Source organism: Streptomonospora nanhaiensis, assembly GCF_026642255.1.
Classification (GTDB): domain Bacteria; phylum Actinomycetota; class Actinomycetes; order Streptosporangiales; family Streptosporangiaceae; genus Nocardiopsis; species Nocardiopsis tropica.
On sequence record NZ_CP113264.1, the window covers coordinates 6,268,796 to 6,287,862 of the forward strand.

14 protein-coding genes and 1 tRNA gene are annotated in these 19,067 nt (G+C 73.1%); 4 read left to right on the forward strand and 11 right to left on the reverse strand.

The window, feature by feature from the left end; genetic code table 11:
- Positions 1-109 precede the first annotated feature (109 nt).
- From OUQ99_RS26940 to OUQ99_RS26970, 7 genes are all read right to left on the reverse strand, one after another.
- Positions 110-186: transfer RNA gene (locus tag OUQ99_RS26940), tRNA-Leu, on the reverse strand.
- A 147-nt stretch (positions 187-333) separates the two neighbouring features.
- Positions 334-1,710, reverse strand: coding sequence for an NAD(P)/FAD-dependent oxidoreductase (locus tag OUQ99_RS26945; protein WP_267946577.1), 1,377 nt, complete (start codon positions 1,708-1,710; stop codon positions 334-336).
- Between the two features lie 328 nt (positions 1,711-2,038).
- Positions 2,039-3,037, reverse strand: coding sequence for a Ppx/GppA phosphatase family protein (locus OUQ99_RS26950; RefSeq protein ID WP_267946578.1), 999 nt, complete (start codon positions 3,035-3,037; stop codon positions 2,039-2,041).
- Positions 3,034-3,648 (reverse strand): DUF501 domain-containing protein, encoded by a 615-nt coding sequence (locus tag OUQ99_RS26955; RefSeq protein WP_267946579.1) that lies wholly within the window; start codon positions 3,646-3,648, stop codon positions 3,034-3,036. Before OUQ99_RS26955 ends, OUQ99_RS26950 begins: the two co-directional genes overlap by 4 nt.
- A gap of 88 nt (positions 3,649-3,736) precedes the next feature.
- The gene (locus OUQ99_RS26960) at positions 3,737-4,108 is read right to left on the reverse strand and encodes an FtsB family cell division protein (RefSeq protein WP_267946580.1); all 372 of its coding nucleotides are present in this window, start codon (positions 4,106-4,108) and stop codon (positions 3,737-3,739) included.
- Positions 4,109-4,291: 183 nt separating this feature from the next.
- Complete coding sequence (gene eno, locus OUQ99_RS26965; protein WP_267946581.1) at positions 4,292-5,575, reverse strand: phosphopyruvate hydratase; 1,284 nt, start codon at positions 5,573-5,575, stop codon at positions 4,292-4,294.
- Positions 5,576-5,679: 104 nt separating this feature from the next.
- Entirely contained in the window at positions 5,680-6,255 is a 576-nt protein-coding gene (locus OUQ99_RS26970) for a TetR/AcrR family transcriptional regulator (protein ID WP_267946582.1), read from the reverse strand.
- Between the two features lie 133 nt (positions 6,256-6,388).
- On the opposite strand from OUQ99_RS26970, the gene OUQ99_RS26975 reads away from it, so the two are divergent.
- Positions 6,389-7,597: an FAD-dependent monooxygenase gene (locus tag OUQ99_RS26975; RefSeq protein ID WP_267946583.1), complete on the forward strand. Its 1,209-nt coding sequence runs from the start codon at positions 6,389-6,391 to the stop codon at positions 7,595-7,597.
- A gap of 151 nt (positions 7,598-7,748) precedes the next feature.
- A complete protein-coding gene (locus OUQ99_RS26980; RefSeq protein ID WP_267946584.1) occupies positions 7,749-9,203 on the forward strand; it encodes an FtsW/RodA/SpoVE family cell cycle protein in 1,455 nt (484 codons plus the stop codon).
- Positions 9,204-9,213: 10 nt separating this feature from the next.
- Here OUQ99_RS26980 and OUQ99_RS26985 read toward each other — a convergent pair whose 3' ends face one another.
- Positions 9,214-9,960 carry a MazG family protein gene (locus OUQ99_RS26985; RefSeq protein ID WP_267946585.1) on the reverse strand — a complete coding sequence of 249 codons (747 nt, stop codon included), beginning with the start codon at positions 9,958-9,960 and terminating at the stop codon, positions 9,214-9,216.
- Between the two features lie 53 nt (positions 9,961-10,013).
- On the reverse strand, positions 10,014-11,582 hold the full coding sequence (cysC, locus tag OUQ99_RS26990; RefSeq protein WP_267946586.1) for an adenylyl-sulfate kinase: 1,569 nt from the start codon (positions 11,580-11,582) through the stop codon (positions 10,014-10,016).
- Between the two features lie 346 nt (positions 11,583-11,928).
- Between cysC and mfd the strand changes: the two genes are divergently transcribed.
- On the forward strand, positions 11,929-15,537 hold the full coding sequence (gene mfd, locus OUQ99_RS26995) for a transcription-repair coupling factor (RefSeq protein ID WP_267946587.1): 3,609 nt from the start codon (positions 11,929-11,931) through the stop codon (positions 15,535-15,537).
- 123 nt (positions 15,538-15,660) lie between these two features.
- Here mfd and OUQ99_RS27000 read toward each other — a convergent pair whose 3' ends face one another.
- Entirely contained in the window at positions 15,661-17,403 is a 1,743-nt protein-coding gene (locus tag OUQ99_RS27000; RefSeq protein ID WP_431061449.1) for a cell division protein PerM, read from the reverse strand.
- A gap of 150 nt (positions 17,404-17,553) precedes the next feature.
- Between OUQ99_RS27000 and OUQ99_RS27005 the strand changes: the two genes are divergently transcribed.
- Positions 17,554-18,180: a DUF1707 SHOCT-like domain-containing protein gene (locus OUQ99_RS27005; RefSeq protein ID WP_267946588.1), complete on the forward strand. Its 627-nt coding sequence runs from the start codon at positions 17,554-17,556 to the stop codon at positions 18,178-18,180.
- On the opposite strand, the gene sucD is transcribed toward OUQ99_RS27005, so the two are convergent.
- Complete coding sequence (gene sucD, locus OUQ99_RS27010) at positions 18,177-19,055, reverse strand: succinate--CoA ligase subunit alpha (protein WP_267946589.1); 879 nt, start codon at positions 19,053-19,055, stop codon at positions 18,177-18,179. The two genes, OUQ99_RS27005 and sucD, sit on opposite strands and share 4 nt — an antisense overlap.
- Between the last annotated feature and the right edge of the window lie 12 nt (positions 19,056-19,067).

A 19,067-nucleotide genomic window follows, 5' to 3' on the forward strand; every position in this document is an offset into this window, starting at 1 on the left:
GAACGAGCGACAGGCGCAGACGAGGACGAAGCACACCGGCCTCAAGGCGCCCGAACACGGGGCAAAGCGAAGCGGAGCCCCAAAACAGCAAGAGCCCCAAAAGCAACACTGGTACCCCCGGTCGGACTCGAACCGACACTTGTGACCCTTTTAGGGGGCCTGCCTCTTCCATTGGGCTACGAGGGCGAACCCATCATACCGGCCGGGTCGATTGCCCACTTTGCTTTGGCTTGGCCGGTTATGGTCACGAAAAGACCGGCTCCCCTGGGGAAACCGGTCGTTTCGTGTGTTCGGGCTGGGCCGCGCGGGCGGGAGTCGCGCGACCGGGCCGGATCAGCTGACCCGGCGGAGTCGGCCGTCCTCGATCTGCGGCCGGCTGGCCTCCTCGAAGGCCTGGCGGGGCTCGGCCATCTCCGGGAGCGCGGCGAAGTCGCGGCGCAGGAAGAGGGCGAGCGTCCAGTCCGACAGCACGCGCATCTTGCGGTTGAAGGTCGGGACCGCGAACAGGTGGTAGGCCCGGTGGGCGTACCAGGCGAGGCGGCCGTTCAGCTTGATCACGCCGAACAGCTGGGCGGCGCCCTTGTGCAGGCCCAGTCCGGCGACCGCGCCGAGGTTCTTGTGCTTGTAGGCCTTGAGCTCGGTGTTGCGCAGCGAGGCGATCACGTTGTCGGCGAGCACCGGCGCCTGGCGGACCGCGTTCTGGGCGTTGGGCGGGTAGTAGCCGCCGTTCCCGTCGGGGACCTGGGCGTTGTCGCCGCCGGCGAAGGCGTTCTCCACGCCGTTGACGGTGAGGAACTCGCTCGTGTCCACGTGGCCCTTGGGCCCGAGGGGCAGGTCGCTGGCGGCGACGACCGGGCTGGGCTTGACGCCCGCGGTCCACACGAGGGTGCCCGCGTCGAACTCGGTGCCGTCGCTGAGCTTGATGTGCTGGTCGGCCGCCGACTCCAGGAAGGTCTTGAGCCGGACGTCGATGCCGCGGCGGCGCAGCTGGTTGAGGGCCTTGTTCCCGACCTCGGGGCCGACCTCGGGCAGGATCTTGTCGGCCGCCTCGATGAGGTAGAACCGCACGTCGTCGAGGTCGATCGACTGGTGGAGGCGGACCGCGTCGCGGACCATGTCCTCCAGCTCGGCGATGGCCTCGGCGCCGGCGAACCCGCCGCCGACGAAGACGAAGTTGAGCGCCTTGCGCCGGGTGGCCTCGTCGTCGGTGGAGTCGGCGATGGTGAGCTGGTTGAGGACGTGGTTGCGGAGGTAGGCGGCCTCCTCCACGGTCTTGATCCCGATGCCCCACTCGGCCAGGCCGGGGATGGGCAGGGTGCGCGAGACGGCGCCCGCGGCCATCACGAGGTGGTCGTAGGCGATGGTCTCGGGCTCGCCGACGTTGGGCTCGTAGCGGACCTGGCGGTCGGCGTGGTCGATGCGCACGACGCGCCCGCCCAGGACGCGGACCCGGTCGAAGACCTTGCGCAGCGGGACGACGACGTGGCGCGGCGAGATGTTGCCGGACGCGGTCTCGGGCAGGAAGGGCTGGTAGGTCATGTAGGAGTTGGGGTCGATGACGGTGATCCGCGCCTCGCCCGCCCCGAGCTTCTTCTCCAGCCGCCTCGCGGTGTACATCCCGAGGTAACCGCCGCCGACGATGAGGATGTGCGGGATCTCCGCTTCGTCCCCTCCGCCGTGTACCAGCCGGTAGTTCCTGCTCTCGGTCATCGCATATCCGCCCTAAAGGTTTCTGTCGCGCCCGTCCGGGGCCGCGAAGGTCTCGCGGTCTCCGGTCGCCCGCTCTCGCGTTCCAGCGGGGCACCACCCCGTCGTGGTGGGTACCCGTACTTTTCGGGTGGTGCTTGTGCATTCTTTCACAAGCACCTACCGACAGAGAAGGTTCACATCTGATCACCTTCCGACCACTTGCCCACCTGCATGCCTTGCGTTTATGCAGGTCAGAGTGGTTGTGAAAGCATTCACAAGGGTCTTCCGCAGTGATGCGTCTCACCCGGGGGACCCTGTTCGGGGGTCCCGAAAGGCCCTTGCGGAACGCCTACGCCTGGACCACGAGGCTCCAGGCGACACCGTCCAGGATGTCGTGCTCACTCGTCGTGAACGCGTCCGCCCCCGTGCGGGCGAGCACCCGCGACAGGACGAGCGCGCCCGCGCCGATCACGTCCACCCGGCCGGGGTGCATGACGCCGATCTCCGCACGCTCCGCCGAGGTCGCCGCGAGCAGCTCCCCGGTGATGCGGTCGAGGTCCGCCGCCCCCACTCGGGAGTGGTGGATCCGCTCCGGGTCGTAGGCGGGCAGGTCCAGGGCGATACCGGCGACCGTGGTCGCGGTTCCCGCGACGCACACCACCGATCCCGCCTCGCGCAGGGGCACGACCCGCTCGACCTCGTCGAGCGCCGCGTCGATGTCGGCGGTGGCCGCCGCGATCTGCTCCGCCGTGGGCGGGTCGTCGCGCAGGTGCCGCTCGGTCATGCGCACGCAGCCGATGTCCACCGACAGCGCCGCGCGGACCAGCTCGCCCTTCTCGGCCTCCTCCGGGCCCGTCCCCAGGACGAACTCGGTGGAGCCGCCCCCGATGTCCACCACCAGGAACGGCGGGGCGGGCTCGCTTGTTCCCCCCTCGGCCGCCTCGGCGTCGAACTCGGCCGTGGCCCCCACGAACGAGAGCTCTGCCTCGTCCAGGCCCGTGACCACCTCGGGCTCCACCCCGAGGATCTCGCGGACCCCGTCGATGAACACCTGGCGGTTGGCCGCGTCCCGGGTCGCGCTGGTGGCGACCATGCGCACCGCGTCCGGCCCCAGGGCGATGCCGTGCGCCTCGATGGCCTCGGCGTAGCCGCGGAGCGCCTCGAAGGTCCGCTCCAGCGCCTCGGGGGAGAACTCGCCGGTCCGGTCGACGCCCTCGCCCAGCCGCACGATCTCCATGCGCCGGTCGACGTCGACCACCTGGACCTCGTCGCCGTCGATGTGGACCACGTCGGCGATCAGCATCCTGATGGAATTGGTTCCGCAGTCGATGGCCGCGACACCGCTCATGACCCGTTCCCCTCACTGCCCTCTCGGGCGTCCTCGTCGACGCACACGCACGGTCCCCTGTCCCACCACTGCGGGAGTTCCTCCAGCGCCTCGGCGCCGAAGGGGTTGGTTCCCGGCGCGGCGAGCTCATGGCCGACCAGCGCGTGCAGGCACTTGACCCGGGTGGGCATGCCGCCGGTGCTCTGCATCCCCTCGGGGAGCGGCTCGACCCCGTCCAGGCGCGCCTGCTCGGCCCGCTCCTCGATGTAGGACTCGTGGGCCCTGGTGTAGGCCTCGGCGAGCCCCGGGTCCGTCGCGAGCCGGTCCTGCATCTCGCGCATGCGGCCGGAGTTCTCCATCCGGCCGATGGCCGACGCCGCGCGCGGGCACGTCAGGTAGTACAGCGTCGGGAAGGGGGTGCCGTCCTCCAGGCGGGGCGCGGTGCGCACCACGTCGGGGAGCCCGCACGGGCAGCGGTGCGCGACCCCGCGCACCCCGCGCGGGGTGCGGCCCAGCTGGAGTTCGATGGCGGCGATGTCGCGTGCGGCGACCGGGTTCTCGGAGTGCCCCTCGGGAGGGGCGCCCGCCGGTCCGGCGGCGCGCCCGGGCACGGGCTGATCAGCGGAAGTCATGGCGAACCCAGCATAGGGCCGCCCCCGCACCCCTGCCGCCCGCGGGGGGCGGGCCCCGGCCGGGACCCGCCACGCGCCCCGGGGCGGGTCAGAGCCCGTCGTCGGGCGGCGGGCTGTCCGCCTCCTCGACCGAGCGCCACAGCGTGGTGAACCACGGCTCGCTGGGACCGGTCTCGGCCTCGTCGTCGTCCTCGGAGTCCGGCGGGATGACGATGTAGGCGGTCTCGCCGGGGTACTGGTAGTGGAGCCGCGCGCGGGCCTCCCGTTCGACGTATTCGTCCTGGGTGAGCTCCCGCTCGCGCTCGCGCAGGTCGAGCACGCTCTCCTCCATGCGCGCGCGGTCCTCCTGGAGCTGGGCGATCTGCGCCCGCTGCGCGACGTACTCGCGCAGCGGGTAGGCCAGGCTCAGTGCGATCACGCACACCACGAGGGCCAGGATCGCCGCACGGCTGGTGAGCATGGGCCGCACCCCGCCGGTGGTGCGGCCCGTGCCCTTCCCGGCCCCCCTGCCCTTGGCGGAGCCGGTTACGGCGCTCTTCCGCCCCGTCCTCCTCCGGGCAGCCCTGCCCGCCGGCCTGTCGGCTTTGGACGCCTTCCCGGCCTTTGGGGGCGGCTGCTTGGATTCGCGGGACACTGGGGCAGACTAGCCGCGCTTGGCGAAGCGCGGGAAGGCCGACACGCCCGCGTAGACGGCGGCGTCGTCCAGTTCCTCCTCGATGCGCAGGAGCTGGTTGTACTTGGCGACGCGCTCGCTGCGGGCCGGGGCGCCGGTCTTGATCTGGCCGGCGTTGGTGGCCACCGCGATGTCGGCGATCGTGGTGTCCTCGGTCTCGCCGGAGCGGTGGCTGATCATCGCCGTGTAGCCGCTGCGCTGGGCCATGGCGACCGCGTCCAGGGTCTCGGTCAGGGTGCCGATCTGGTTGACCTTGACCAGCAGCGAGTTGGCGGTGTCGGCGAGGATGCCGCGCTGGAGCCGCTCGGGGTTGGTGACGAACAGGTCGTCGCCGACCAGCTGGACCTTGTCGCCGAGCTCGGCGGTGAGGGTCTTCCAGCCCTCCCAGTCCTCCTCGTCGAGGGGGTCCTCGATCGAGACGAGCGGGTAGGCGTCGACCAGCTCCGCGTAGTACGCGGCCATGTCCGCGGAGGTGCGGGCCTTGCCCTCGAAGGTGTAGACGCCGTCGTTGAACAGCTCGGTGGCGGCCACGTCCAGGGCGAGCGCGATGTCGGTGCCGGGGGTGTAGCCGGCCTTCTCGATGGCCTCGACGATCAGGTCGAGGGCCGCGCGGTTGCTGTCCAGGTTGGGGGCGAAGCCGCCCTCGTCCCCCACGCCGGTGCCCAGGCCGTGGGCCTTCAGGACCGACTTGAGGGAGTGGTAGACCTCGGTCCCCCAGCGCAGCGCCTCGGAGAACGTGGGCGCGCCGATCGGGGCGACCATGAACTCCTGGATGTCGACGTTGCTGTCGGCGTGCGCGCCGCCGTTGAGGATGTTCATCATCGGCACGGGAAGCACGTGCGCGTTGGGACCGCCGATGTAGCGGAACAGCGGCAGCCCGGCCTCCTGGGCGGCTGCCCTGGCCACCGCCAGGGAGGCGCCCAGGATGGCGTTGGCGCCGATCCGGGACTTGTCCGGGGTGCCGTCCAGGTCGATGAGCGCGCGGTCGATGATGCGCTGCTCGTCGGGCGCGTGGCCGAGGAGCTCGTCGGCGATCTCGTCGTTGACGGCCGTCACGGCCTTGGTCACGCCCTTGCCGCCGTAGCGGTCTCCGCCGTCACGCAGTTCGACTGCCTCGAACTGGCCGGTGGACGCGCCGCTGGGGACTCCCGCGCGCGCGATGGTTCCGTCGTCGAGCAGAACCTCGACCTCGACCGTCGGGTTGCCCCGCGAGTCAAGGATCTCTCGCGCCTGTACTGCCTCGATGGACGCCACGGTCTCTCTCCGTCTCTTGGGGTTTCTCGGACCACTGGTTCAGGACCCGACACGAGACTAGCGACACCGACCGCCGCCGGGTGAGGGCACCCGGCCGAATTGGTCTAGTCCTTAGAGGAGATCCCTGCCACCAGGGCCGCCAGGGCGATGTCGAGGGCCCTCTCCCGGTACGCGAGGGCCTCCTCCGCGGAGAGCATGACGGAGATGTCCTGGATCCCCCCGAGGGCGATGACCGCGCCCATCCTGGCGGGGGTCCCGTGCCCGGGTCCGACCAGGAGGCGGTCGAGCCGGCGCCGCCAGGCCACGACGGCGTCGATGAGCCCGATGTCGGCCAGGGAGCCGACGTCGTTGAGGACGGCGACCAGCAGGGTGCTGTGGCGCACACAGATGTCGAAGTAGTCGCCGAGGAGCTCGCGGGCGCGGTCGGACATCCCCTCCGTGGCCTCCCCCCGCTCGTCCCCGTACTCGGCGAAGAGGTCGCCCATGTCCTGCTCCAGGGGCTCGACCAGCGACCTGAGCAGGTCGTTCTTGGACGGGAAGTGGTAGTACAGCGCCGCCTTGGTGATGCCGAGGCGCTCCGCGATCTCGCGGAGGCTCGTCTTCTCGAACCCCTTGCGGGCGAACAGGTCCAGTGCCGCGGCCTGGATCTCGGCCTTGGTGTCGCTCTGCGCTCTGGGCACCCGTTTCACTCCCGTTCACTCGCCGCCTGGTCCGCCGAGTCTAACCCGTACCTTCCGACCGGTAAGTTACTTGACGCACGGTAAGTAGCTGCCTAACGTGTCCCGCAAGGCATCCGAAGGAGCGTGAACCCCCGTGACAGCCGTACAGAACGTCCTGATCTCCGGCGCCGGCATCGCCGGACCCGCCCTCGCCCACTGGCTCCACCGGTACGGCATCGCGCCGACCGTCGTCGAACGCGCCCCCGCGCCCCGTTCCGGCGGCTATGCCGTCGACGTGCGCGGCGTCGCCCTGGACGTCGCCGAGCGCATGGGCGTGCTCGACGGCATCGCGGAGCACGGCACCGGCATGGCGTCCGCGTCGTTCGTCGACGCGCGCGGGCGCCGCATCGCCGACTTCACCCCCTCCCAGGCCCGCACGGCCTCCGAGGGGCGGTCCCGCGAACTCCTGCGCGGCGACCTGGTCCGGCTCCTGCACGAACCCACCACCGCGTACACCGAGTACCTGTACGACGACACGGTCACCGCGCTGGAGCAGGCCCCCGAGGGCGTGCACGTGTCCTTCGCGCACGCCGCGCCACGCATGTTCGACCTGGTGGTGGGGGCCGACGGCCTCCACTCCACCACCCGTGCCCTCGCCTTCGGCCCCGAGGGCCCGTTCCGGAGGTTCCTGAACGCCTACATCAGCATCTGCACCGTGCCCAACCACCTCGGCCTGGACCGGGAGGTCCTGCTGCACAACCTCCCCGGGCGGGCGATCGCGCTTTACCACACGCCCCGGGCCGAGGGGGCGAAGGCGATGTTCCTGGTGTCCACGCGTTCGGAGACCGGGATCGACCGCCGGCCGGCCGGGGAGCAGAGGCGGTTCCTGCGCGAGGCGTTCGCCGGGGCGGGGTGGGAGGCGGGTCGCCTCCTGTCGGAGACGGGGGCGGCCCCGGACTTCTACTTCGACTCCGTCACCCAGATCCGGGCCCGCAGCTGGTCCGCCGGCCGGGTGGTCCTGCTCGGCGACGCCGCCCACTGCCCCTCCCCCGCGTCGGGCCAGGGCAGCAGCCTCGCCCTGGTCGGCGCCCACGTGCTCGCCGGCGAACTGGCCCGGCACGACGCCCCCGCCGCGGCGCTGGCCGCCTACGAGGCCCGGATGCGGCCCTTCGTGGCCGCCAACCAGGCGATCGCCGACGCGGGCCTGGGGTTCCTGGCCCCGCGGACCCGGACGGGCATCGCCGTGCGCAACGCGCTGGTGCGCGCCGCCCCGCTGCTGTCCCGGGTCGGGGGCTTCGACTCCAAGCTCTCGACGGCGGCCGAGGCCCTGGAGCTGGACGCACCCGCGCCCGCGCCGGGCTGACCCGCCCGTGCCGTCCGGGCGCGTCCCGCCCGGACGGCACGCCTCGGGGGCCGGGACGGCTCCCCCGCCTATAGTGCAGGGGCGGAGTACCCGGCCGGGCCGGGGAGCCCGGCCCGGGCGCCCGTGCCCCGAGGTGGACGGCGGAACGACAGTGGGCGACCCCGAGACCGGACCGGTGTCCGCCGACGGAGCCCTCCCCCCGGTGCCCCGCCGGGGGTCCGAGCTCGTCCTGCTCGCGGCCGGGCTCGTGACGGTCGCGGCGACCCTCCTGACGGCGTCCCTGTCCGTCACCGGCGGCGCCGAACCCGTCCTCGGCCTCTACCTGGCCGTCCTGTGCGCCGGGGCCCTCTCCCTCCACCTCCTGCTGCGCCGGGTCGCGCCCTACGCCGACCCGGTCGTCATGCCGGTCGCCACCGTCCTGAACGGACTGGGCGTCACCATGATCTGGGTGATCCAGACGACCCGGGCCGCGACCGCCGGGGAGCACGGGGACGCCGACCGGCAGGTGGTGTGGACCGTCGTGGGCATGGCCCTGTGCGCCGCCGCGGTGGTGGCCGTGCGACGCCCGCAGCGGCTCACCATGTACACGTACGTGATCGCGGGCGCCGCCCTGCTCCTGCTCCTGCTGCCGCTGTCCCCTCTGGGCCACGAGGTGCTGGGCGCCCGGCGGTGGATCGGCCTGGGCCCGTTCACGATGCAGCCCTCGGAGTTCGCCAAGGTGCTCCTCGTCCTCTTCCTCGCCTCGTACCTGGGCCGGCGCCGCGAGGTGATGGCGCTGGTCACCCGCACCGTCAGGGTCGGCCGCCTCAAGGTGTTCAGCGTGCCCCGCGCACGCGACCTGGCGCCCATGGCCGTGGGCTGGGGCCTGGCGATCCTCCTGCTCGTGGGCACCAGGGACCTGGGGACGTCGCTCCTGCTGTTCGGGACGTTCCTGGCGGTGCTCTACGCCGCCACCGCCCGCAAGTCGTGGGTGCTCATCGGTCTGATGGCCTTCTCGGCGGGCGCGTACGCGGCGTACCTGATGTTCGGGCACGTGCGCAACCGCGTGGACATCTGGCTCGACCCCTTCGACGAGGAGGTGTACAGCCGCCCCGGAGGCAGCTACCAGATCGTCGAGGGCGTGTTCGCGCTCGCCGAGGGCGGCCTGACCGGGACGGGCTTCGGAGGCGGGGCCGTCCAGGAGGTCTTCGCCGCCGACAGCGACCTGGTCCTGGTCTCGGTGGGCGAGAAGCTGGGGCTCACCGGCCTGATGGCCGTCCTCCTCCTGCTCCTGGTCCTGGCCGAGCGGGGGTTCCGCATCGCTCTGGGCTCCCGGGACTGGTTCCTGAAGCTGACGGCCCTCGGATACGCCTTCCTCACCGCGTTCGACGTGTTCATCGTGCTCGGCGGGGCGACCCTCCTCATCCCCCTGACCGGTATGACCGCGCCGTTCCTGTCGGCCGGGGGGTCGGCGCTGATGGCCAACTGGGTGATCGTCGGCCTCTGGCTGACCATCAGCGAGACGGCGCGCCGGCCCCGGGCGGGCGGCGCGGAGCGCGACCCCGCCACGGAGGCCGTCCGCACGCGCGCCCTGCCGCCCCCTCCCCCGGAGGCCCGCCCGGGGTGACGCGGGGGCGCTAGACGCCGGCCGCGTCCCAGTAGGAGCGCCACTCCGCCGCGGACAGGTCGCGGGGCTCCCTGCCGTCGGCGCGGGCCGCCTCCTCGGCGGCGCGCACGCGCGCGTCGAACCTGCGGGACGCCGCCCTGAGGTCCGTCTCCGCGTCCCGGCCCCGGGCGCCCTCCGCCGCCACGGCGGCGAACAGCCCGCCGCCCTCGGCCCCGTCGTCGCCCACCAGCTCGGCGGGGAAGCCGTTGCGGACCGCCCTCCTCTGGAGCTCGTGGGCCAGCAGCACGGCGGGCTGCGCGAACGGCACCCCGTCCAGGACGGAGGGCTTCGCGCCGTTCCCGCCCGCCTCCGCCTTGGCCGCGCGCTCGGCCGCCTTGATGGCCTCCCAGTCGGCCCACACCTCGTCGACGCCCGCCACCTCGGCCCCGCCGAACACGTGCGGGTGACGGCGGGTCATCTTGTCGATGATCGCGTCCGCGACGTCGTCCACCGTGAAGCGCGCCGGGTCGCCCTCGGGGCGCTCGGCGGCGACGGCCGCGTGGAACACCACCTGGAGCAGCACGTCGCCCAGCTCCTCGCGGAGCGAGGCCAGGTCGCCCTCCTCGATGGTCTCCAGGGTCTCGTAGGCCTCCTGGATCAGGTACTTGGCCAGCGACTCGTGGGTCTGGGAGCTGTCCCAGGGACACTCCCTGCGCAGGGTGTCCATCACCTCCACCAGGCGCAGTACTCGGTGCCCGGTCGGCTGGGGGTCGGTCATCTCGGTCCTTAGCTGTCGGGATCCTGCCACTGCTCGTCCTGCGCGCCCGCACCCTAGCCGGGCAGCCATCCGCCCTCGCGCAGGGCCGCCATCACCTCGGCCACGGACTCCGCCGGGTCGCCGCCGGTGTCCAGCACCAGGTCGGCGTCCCCGGGCTCCTCGTAGGGGTCGGAGATCCCCGTGAACTCAGCGATCTCCCCCGCGCGCGCCTTGGCGTAGAGCCCCTTGCGGTCACGGGCCTCGCACACCTCCAGGGGCGTCGCCACGTGCACGAGGAAGAAGTCCCCGAACTCCTCCACCATCGCCCGCACCTCGGCCCGGCCCGCCGCGTACGGGGCGATCGGCGCGCACACGGCCACCCCGCCGTGCCGGGTGATCTCCGCGGCGACATAGCCGATGCGGCGGATGTTGAGCTCCCGGTCCTCCCGCGAGAACGTCAGCCCGCTGGAGAGCATGCGCCGGACCACGTCCCCGTCCAGCAGGGTCACCGTGCGCCCCGACCTGCGGATGCCGTCGCACACCCCGCGCGCGATCGTGGACTTGCCCGAACCCGACAGGCCGGTGAACAGGATCGCGACCCCCCGCTTGGTCCGCGCCGGGCGCAACCGCGCCAGTTCGGCGCCCACGCGGGCCGGGGTGAACCAGGCGGGAAGCTCGCGCCCGTGCGCCAGCTCGGCCTCGACCTCCTCGTCCGTCGGCTCCGGGACGGCGTGCGCGGGGTCCACGCGGGTCAGGGGCTGCCACAGCCCCTCGGACGAGTCGTAGCGCCACGGCTCCGGCTCCAGGACCGTGAGCGGCGGGCGCCGGGCCATCACCCGCTCGACGTCCGGTCCGCTCCCGCCGGTCACCGCCAGCATGTGGGTGGCGCCGTAGGCGGCGGCCACGTGCGCGGCCAGCGCCACGTCGCGCACGCCCCAGCTGCCGCCGAGCGCGCCCTCGGTCCGCGCGGCGCCCCTCGGCAGGGTGCACACGACGAACGCGGTGCGCCCCGGCAGCAGCGGTTCGGCGGCCAGGACCGCCGTCGCCATGCCCTCGTCCTCCAGGCCCGTCTCGACGATCACCAGCACCTCGGCGCGGGCGCCGCCCGCCGCCTCCCCGAGGGCGTCGGCCTCCGCGCGGATCTGGTGCAGGACCCGGTGGTGCAGGGGCCGGTCGGTGACCACCGCGAGCAGCGACCCGCACGAGGAGGGTTCGAGCTCGCGCTGGCCCCGCACCTCCGCGGGCGAGGACCGCAGCTTGCGCAGCACCCCGTACATGGGCGGCCGCAGCAGCGCCACGTCCCCCGCCAGGCGGTGGACGCCCTCCGCCTCCCAGTGCTCGGTGACGGTCAGCTCGGCCAGCGGCGCGCCCTCGGGGTCGGCGAGGGTCAGCGCCGCGGCCCCCGCCAGCGCCTCCGGCACCTCCAGGGTGACCGGAACCGGCCAGGGGCGGCCGTCGGGCAGCCGCCCGGAGCGCTCCACCGACGCGGCCTCGTCCCGCGTCATGAAGCCGGGCAGCGGGTAGGCGCCGTTGAGGATCAGCTCCAGGTGGGCGAGGCCGTCCGGACCCGGGACGAAGACCGGGGCGCCCGACCGTCCGCCGCCGCCCTCCGGCGCGCTCCCACGCCTGATCGCACTCACCACGAGGTTCCTCTCCTACGGTGTTCCGGGAATCGCCTCTAGCGTATGCCCGACGCCCCCGGCCGCCCCGCCCGCGTCGCACGGAGCGCGGCGCGGACGGCGGGGGAGCCGGAATAGAAGCACCCCACCGGCGGTTCCACCGACTGTGCACCGCCCCTCCGGCGCCGGTTGCCGCCGGGGGCGGCACGGGCGAGCCTGCGGGGCCTTCGTCCACACCCCGCCCGCGCGAAACCTCCGGACTCGATAGTCTGAGGGGTGCCGGGCGTCCACTCCCGCAGCCGCCTTCTCATCGTGCAGGCCGCGACCACCGCCTGATCCGGACCCACTTCCACTTTCAGTTTCTGGTGCTATGAGCCTTATTGGACTTCTCGCCGACGTCTCCAGGGACCCGGCACTGCACAGCGCGATCGAGGCCGCCCGACGCGGCCTCGATCCCCACCTCGACCTCGTCGCGCCGGCCGCGCTGCGCCCCTTCATGGTGGGCGCGCTGGCCGCCGACGCCCCCGTGGGCGCGGGTCGGCCCGTCCTCGCCGTCACCGCCACCGAGCGCGAGGCCTCGGACCTGACCGACGCCCTGTGCTCGCTGCTGCCCGACGACTCCGTCGCGCTCTTCCCCGCCTGGGAGACGCTCCCGCACGAGCGGCTCTCCCCCCGCTCGGACACGGTCGGACAGCGTCTCGCCGTCCTGCGCCGCCTGGCGCACCCCGACCCCGCCGACCCGCTCACCACCCCGCTGCGGGTGGTCGTCGCCCCCGTGCGCAGCGTCCTGCAACCGCTCGTGGCCGGACTGGGCGACCTGGAGCCGGTCCGCATCCGCCCCGGCGACGAGGCGTCCCTGGAGGACGTGGTCACGGCCCTGGCCGACACCGGCTACGCCCGGGTCGACCTGGTCGAGAAGCGCGGCGACATGGCCGTGCGCGGCGGCATCCTGGACGTGTTCCCGCCCACCGAGGAGCACCCTCTGCGGCTGGAGTTCTGGGGCGACACCGTCGAGGACATCCGCTACTTCCAGGTGGCGGACCAGCGGTCCATCGCCCCGCGCGAGGGCGACGAGGGCTCGCGCGCCGGCGCCGCCTCCGGGCTGTTCGCACCGCCGTGCCGCGAACTCCTGCTCACCGACACCGTGCGCGACCGCGCACGGGCCCTGGCCGAGGAGCACCCCTCCCTCGCCGAGATCCTGCACAAGATCGCCGACGGCGTCTCCGTCGAGGGCATGGAGGCGTTCGCGCCCGTGCTCGCCGAACGCATGGAGCCCTTCTTCACCTACCTGCCCGAGGGCGCGATGGTGGTGGGCTGCGACCCCGAGCGCATCCGCACCCGCGCGGTGGAGCTGGAGGCCACCAGCGCCGAGTTCCTCGACGCCTCGTGGATCAACGCCGCCTCCGGCGGCGAGGCCCCCATCGACCTGGGCGCGTCCGCCTACATGTCCGTCGCCGAGCTGCGCGCCGCCGCGGCCGGGCGCGACCTGCCCTGGTGGGGCCTCACGCCCTTCAGCGCGGGCGACGAGGGGGGCGCCTCCGAGGAGGACGACGCCGTCGTCGTCGGCGCCGCACCCGCCGAGTCCTACCGCGGGGACACCGAGCGCGCCCTGGCCGACATCAAGGGCTGGCTGCACGACAACTGGAGCGTCGTCCTGGTCACCCAGGGCCACGGCCCCGCCGAGCGGCTGGTCGCGATGCTGCGCGACGCCGGCCTGGGCGCCGCCCTCGCCTCCGACCTGGCCGACCCTCCCCCGCCCGCCGTCGCCACCGTCACCACCGGGCTGGTCGACCACGGGTTCCTGCTGCGGACGGTCCACACGGTGGTGCTCACCGAGACCGACCTGGCCGGACAGAAGTCCTCCACCCGCGACATGCGCAGGATGCCGAGCAGGCGGCGCGGCACCGTGGACCCGCTCCAGCTCAAACCGGGCGACTACGTCGTCCACGAGCAGCACGGCGTGGGCCGCTACCTGGAGATGGTCAGCCGCCAGATCCAGGGGGCCACCCGCGAGTACCTGCTCATCGAGTACGCGCCCTCCAAGCGCGGCCAGCCGGGCGACCGCCTCTTCGTCCCCACCGAGCAGCTCGGCGAGGTCACCCGGTACGTGGGCGGCGAGGCCCCCACCCTGTCCAAGATGGGCGGCGCCGAGTGGAGCAAGGCCAAGAGCCGCGCCCGCAAGGTCGTCCGCGAGATCGCCGGCGACCTCATCCGCCTGTACTCGGCCCGCCAGGCCTCCCCGGGCCACGCGTTCGGTCCGGACACCCCGTGGCAGCGGGAACTCGAGGACGCCTTCCCGTACGTGGAGACGCCCGACCAGCTCGCGGCCATCGACGAGGTCAAGAAGGACATGTCCCGGTCCGTCCCCATGGACCGGTTGATCTGCGGCGACGTCGGCTACGGCAAGACCGAGGTCGCGGTGCGCGCCGCGTTCAAGGCGGTCCAGGACGGCAAGCAGGTGGCTCTGCTGGTGCCCACCACGCTGCTGGTGCAGCAGCACATGTCCACGTTCACCGAGCGGTACGCGTCGTTCCCGGTCACCGTCAAACCGATGTCGCGGTTCCAGACCGACGGCGAGGTCGAGGTGACCCGCGAGGGGCTGCGCAGCGGCGAGGTGGACGTCGTCATCGGCACGCACCGCCTGCTGTCGTCGGAGACCCGCTTCAAGGACCTGGGCCTGGTCATCATCGACGAGGAGCAGCGCTTCGGCGTGGAGCACAAGGAGGCCCTCAAACGGCTGCGCACCCAGGTCGACGTGCTGGCGATGTCGGCGACGCCGATCCCGCGCACCCTGGAGATGGGCCTGACCGGCATCCGCGAGATGACCACGATCCTCACCCCGCCGGAGGAGCGCCACCCGGTGCTCACCTTCGTGGGCCCCTACGAGGACAAGCAGATCACCGCCGCGATCCGCCGCGAGCTGATGCGCGAGGGCCAGGTGTTCTTCGTGCACAACCGCGTGGCCTCCATCGACAAGGTCGCGGCGAGCATCAAGCGCCTGGTGCCGGAGGCCCGGGTGGCCTACGCGCACGGTCAGATGAACGAGCAGCAGCTCGAGAAGGTCATGGTCGACTTCTGGGAGAAGAACTTCGACGTGCTGGTCTCCACGACCATCGTCGAGTCCGGCCTGGACGTGCCCAACGCCAACACCCTCATCATCGACCGCGCCGACACCTACGGGCTCTCGCAGCTGCACCAGCTCCGCGGCCGGGTGGGCCGCGGGCGCGAGCGCGCCTACGCGTACTTCCTGTACCCGCCGGAGAAACCGCTGTCCGAGACCGCCTACGAGCGCCTGGCCACGGTCGCCCAGCACACCGAGATGGGCGCGGGCATGTACGTGGCCATGAAGGACCTGGAGATCCGGGGCGCGGGCAACATCCTGGGCGCGGAGCAGTCCGGCACCATCGCGGGCGTGGGCTTCGACCTGTACGTGCGCATGGTGGGCGAGGCCGTGGCCGAGCTCAAGGGCGATCCGGACGCGGTCGAGGAGATCGAGACCCGGGTCGAGCTGCCCATCAACGCGCACATCCCGCACGACTACGTTCCGGGCGAGCGACTGCGGCTCCAGTCGTACAAGCGGATCGCCGGCGTGGGCAGCGAGGAGGACATCCTCGCCGCGTACGAGGAGCTCACCGACCGGTACGGGCCCCCGCCCCAGCAGGTGGACAACCTGATGGCGGTGGCGCGGTTCCGGGTGCTCGCCAAGTCGGCGGGGCTCTCGGACGTCGTCATGCAGGGCAACCAGATCAGGTTCTCCCCGGTCGACCTGCGCGAGTCGCAGGAGCTGAGGCTGCGGCGGATGTACCCCAAGTCCCTGCACAAGGAGACGACGCGGACCCTGCTGGTACCGGTGCCCAAGGCCGGTGGCCTGGGCGGCAAGCCGCTGCGCGACCTGGAACTCCTCAAGTGGTGCAGCGACCTGGTCAACGCCGTCTTCGAGCCGCACAGGAAAGCCGGCCGGAGCACCCCGGCCCAGTAGCCCGGACCCCGGCCGGGGCGTCCCCGGAGGCGTCGGCCGGGACGGCTCCCGTCCGAGCGGCCTCCACCGGAGGCCGCCGGACCCGCCGCCGTGCGGCGGTCCGGTGCGGCACCGCCGAACGGGTCAGTGCCCGGGGGCGTCCACGCCGCCGGGGTCCGCCTCGTAGGTGATGCCGTACATCTCCTCGTCCTCGCCCTGCCTCCGCCGCCACCAGCGACCGCCGGAGGCGCGGCGGGCGTCCTTCGCCTCCCGCCTCTCCCGGCGCCGGTGGTCGCGCAGTTCCCGGCGGGCCTCCTTGCGCGCGCCGCGCTCGGCGCCGCGGTCGACCGTCCGGGCGGCCCGCTCCCGGTCCCTGGCCGCCCTCATCTCCCCGGGGGTGGCGGGAGAGGGCTCCGGGTCCGGCCCCGCCTCCTCCCCGGCGTCACCGACGCCCTGGCCGTCACGGCGGCGCAGCGGCGTCACCGTCGCCAGGCCCTTCCCGACCGGGACGTCCGGCGGCAGCTCGACCACCGGCCGCGGCTCGGCCCCCGGCCGCACGGGGGCCCGTGCCCCCTTCTTCGCGGCGCCCGTCCCGGACTCCGTGGAGCCGGGGGACTCCGTGCCCTTCCCCAGCCGCAGCTTGCGCCAGTACCACCAGTTCGCGATCCAGGCGGCGACCGCCGCGGCCACCCCGACCTCCAGGGCGGCGACGAGGCCCACCTGCCACGCCGACGGCCCCACCTCACTGAGCCGCTCTCCCCCCAGGGGCCCGCCCGCGATCTCCGCCATGGCCGCGCACAGGATCCCCGTGGTCACACCGCACACGAACCCCCACAGGGGGGCCGCCTCGCCGACCGCGTCCGGCGCACTGCGCTGGGTCAGGACACCGCCCACCGCGCCCGCCGCGAACGGCAGGGCCAGCGCCACCAGGGACACCGCCGGAGCGGCCCCGTCGTCCGGCAGTGCGGCCAGCATCGGGAACACCGGCAGGGCGCCCACCGACACCCCGGTCGGGGCGACGACGGTACCCGCGCCCATCGCGAACCCCGGCCCCAGCGCGTAGCAGACCGCGAACACCACCGCGTTGGGCAGGTACGCCAGCTGGATGACCACCAGCAGCACACCGCCGACCACGCCGGGCCCCAGCACCCTCGTCGTCTCGACGGCTTCCGGGAAGGCGAACGCCAGCGCCGCCGCGAACAGCAGCAGCCCGCCCAGCAGGAGGGTGCCGGTGGACGCGAGCAACCCCACCAGGAGGGACCTCGGCCTGGCGGGCATCAGCTCCAGCAGGTCCCGGACCGCCACGCCCTTGTCGCGCATCAGCTGGCGCAGCGCCCCCAGCCCGGCGGCGAGGAAGGCGATGGCGAACCCCATGACGAGGGCGCGCGGCATGCTGGGTTCGATCGCCTCGGTGCGCGCCACCAGCGCCAGCGTGCCGGCGATCGCCGCGTAGGGGCCGGCGACGGCCACCGCCGCCCCCCACACGTACCGGAGCCGCAGGATCTCGCAGGAGCGGGCCAGCCACCGGCCCGACCGGTACAGCAGCAGGCCCGGCAGCAGGACCAGCCCGAGCGGGAGCAGGGCGATCTGCCCGTCGGGCACGGTGAACGACACGTGGTGGCCGACCAGCCAGGCCAGGACCGCTCCCTGGAGGATGTCGACGATGTCCTCGCCGAAGGTGTCGTGCGGCGCGGCCACCCAGCCGATGATGGTGAGGGTGACGATGGCGGCCAGACCGCTGCCCGCCGCCGTGGCGGCGGCGATGCCCCCGGTCGCGTAGAGGGGCCTGCGCTCGTCGGCGGCCTCCGGCGCGGAGGCTTCCGCGGCGGTGGCCCGCGGGCGCTTCGGCGGTCGGCCCCGGTCGGGGGGAGATCCTGGCGTACTCACCCGACTTATGCTGCCAGGGACCGGAATGCTCCGCGGTATCCCGCCGCGCGTGTCGTGCGCGCGTGTGCGGCGGCGCCGGTGGAACCGTCGGCGTCCGGCCCCCGTCGTACGGAGGGAGACAGGTTTCACCCCCGCTGCGGACGGACACCCATGGCAGGCACCGACCCCGACCGCTACCGGCTCTCCGACCGGGAGCGCGACGAGGCGCTGGAACGGTTGCGGACGGCTCTGGAGGAGGGCCGTCTGGACCCCGAGGAGCACGGGACCCGCGCCGGGGCGGTGCTGGAGGCGGTCGCCAACACGGACCTGGTCCCGCTCTTCGAGGACCTGCCCCCGGAGTCCCGGCCCAGCGCGCTCGCCGTCCCCGGGGACGCGGAGCCGGGGGACGGGCGCCCGCCCACGCCTGCCGGGACGGCCGGACGCCCGCCGGCCCGGCGGGAGGGCGGGAAGGGCTCGTCCGACCGCCGCAACCGTCCCCACACGGGCGGTCTGGTGATCTGGGGAGGGATCATGTTCGTGCTCTGGGGGGTGCCGTCCATCTCCAGCGGCAACACCGGCGCCGTGTTCGCGTGGCTGTTCTTCCTCCTGGTCCTCCTCGTCCCGGGCGCGGTCGTGGCCACCGTGCAGACCGTCCGCAGCAGGTCGGACGGCGGTTCGCGGGCCCTCGACCAGCCGGACACGCGAAAACGGCTCCGCCCCACCCTCCGGATGAACCGGCGGTGGGGCGGAGCCGTCGAAGCGGTCACCCGTCGGGGCTGCTCCCGGGGCGCGTGCTAGAACAGCTCGCGCACCAGCTTGGCAGTCTCGCTGGGGGTCTTGCCGACCTTGACGCCGGCGGCCTCCAGGGCCTCCTGCTTGGCCGCGGCCGTGCCCGCCGAACCCGACACGATCGCGCCCGCGTGCCCCATCGTCTTGCCCTCCGGAGCCGTGAACCCCGCCACGTACCCCACCACGGGCTTGGACACGTTCGCCTTGATGAACTCCGCCGCACGCTCCTCGGCGTCGCCGCCGATCTCACCGATCATCACGATCACATCGGTGTCGGGGTCGGCCTCGAACGCCGCCAGCGCGTCGATGTGCGTGGTCCCGATGATCGGGTCCCCGCCGATGCCCACCGCCGAGGAGAAGCCGATGTCGCGCAGCTCGTACATCATCTGGTACGTCAGCGTGCCCGACTTCGACACCAGGCCGATCCGGCCCGGCTTGGCGATGTCGGCCGGGATGATGCCCGCGTTGGACTGGCCCGGCGTGATCAGACCCGGGCAGTTCGGACCGATGATCCGCGTCTTGTTGCCCTTGGAGCCGGCGTAGGACCAGAACGCGGCGGTGTCGTGCACCGGGATGCCCTCGGTGATCACCACCGCCAGGCCGATCCCGGCGTCGATCGCCTCCACGACCGCGTCCTTGGAGAACTTGGGCGGCACGAAGATGACCGTGACGTCGGCGCCGGTGGCGGCCATGCCCTCGGCCACCGATCCGAAGACCGGGACCTCGGTGCCGTCGAAGTCGACCTTCTGGCCGGCCTTGCGCGGGTTGACCCCGCCCACGATGTTGGTGCCCGAGGCGAGCATGCGCCGGGTGTGCTTGGTGCCCTCAGAGCCCGTCATGCCCTGGACCAGCACCTTGCTGTCCTTGGTCAGGAAAATAGCCATGGTGTGTTCCGT

Excerpts from the sequence above, each read along its gene's own strand:
- OUQ99_RS27005 (WP_267946588.1), top strand. The coding sequence starts at position 17,554 with ATGGCAGGCACCGACCCCGACCGCTACCGGCTCTCCGACCGGGAGCGC.
- mfd (WP_267946587.1), top strand. The coding sequence starts at position 11,929 with ATGAGCCTTATTGGACTTCTCGCCGACGTCTCCAGGGACCCGGCACTG.
- OUQ99_RS26955 (WP_267946579.1), bottom strand. The coding sequence starts at position 3,648 with ATGACTTCCGCTGATCAGCCCGTGCCCGGGCGCGCCGCCGGACCGGCG.
- OUQ99_RS26985 (WP_267946585.1), bottom strand. The coding sequence starts at position 9,960 with ATGACCGACCCCCAGCCGACCGGGCACCGAGTACTGCGCCTGGTGGAG.
- OUQ99_RS26950 (WP_267946578.1), bottom strand. The coding sequence starts at position 3,037 with ATGAGCGGTGTCGCGGCCATCGACTGCGGAACCAATTCCATCAGGATG.
- OUQ99_RS26945 (WP_267946577.1), bottom strand. The coding sequence starts at position 1,710 with ATGACCGAGAGCAGGAACTACCGGCTGGTACACGGCGGAGGGGACGAA.
- sucD (WP_267946589.1), bottom strand. The coding sequence starts at position 19,055 with ATGGCTATTTTCCTGACCAAGGACAGCAAGGTGCTGGTCCAGGGCATG.
- OUQ99_RS26960 (WP_267946580.1), bottom strand. The coding sequence starts at position 4,108 with ATGCTCACCAGCCGTGCGGCGATCCTGGCCCTCGTGGTGTGCGTGATC.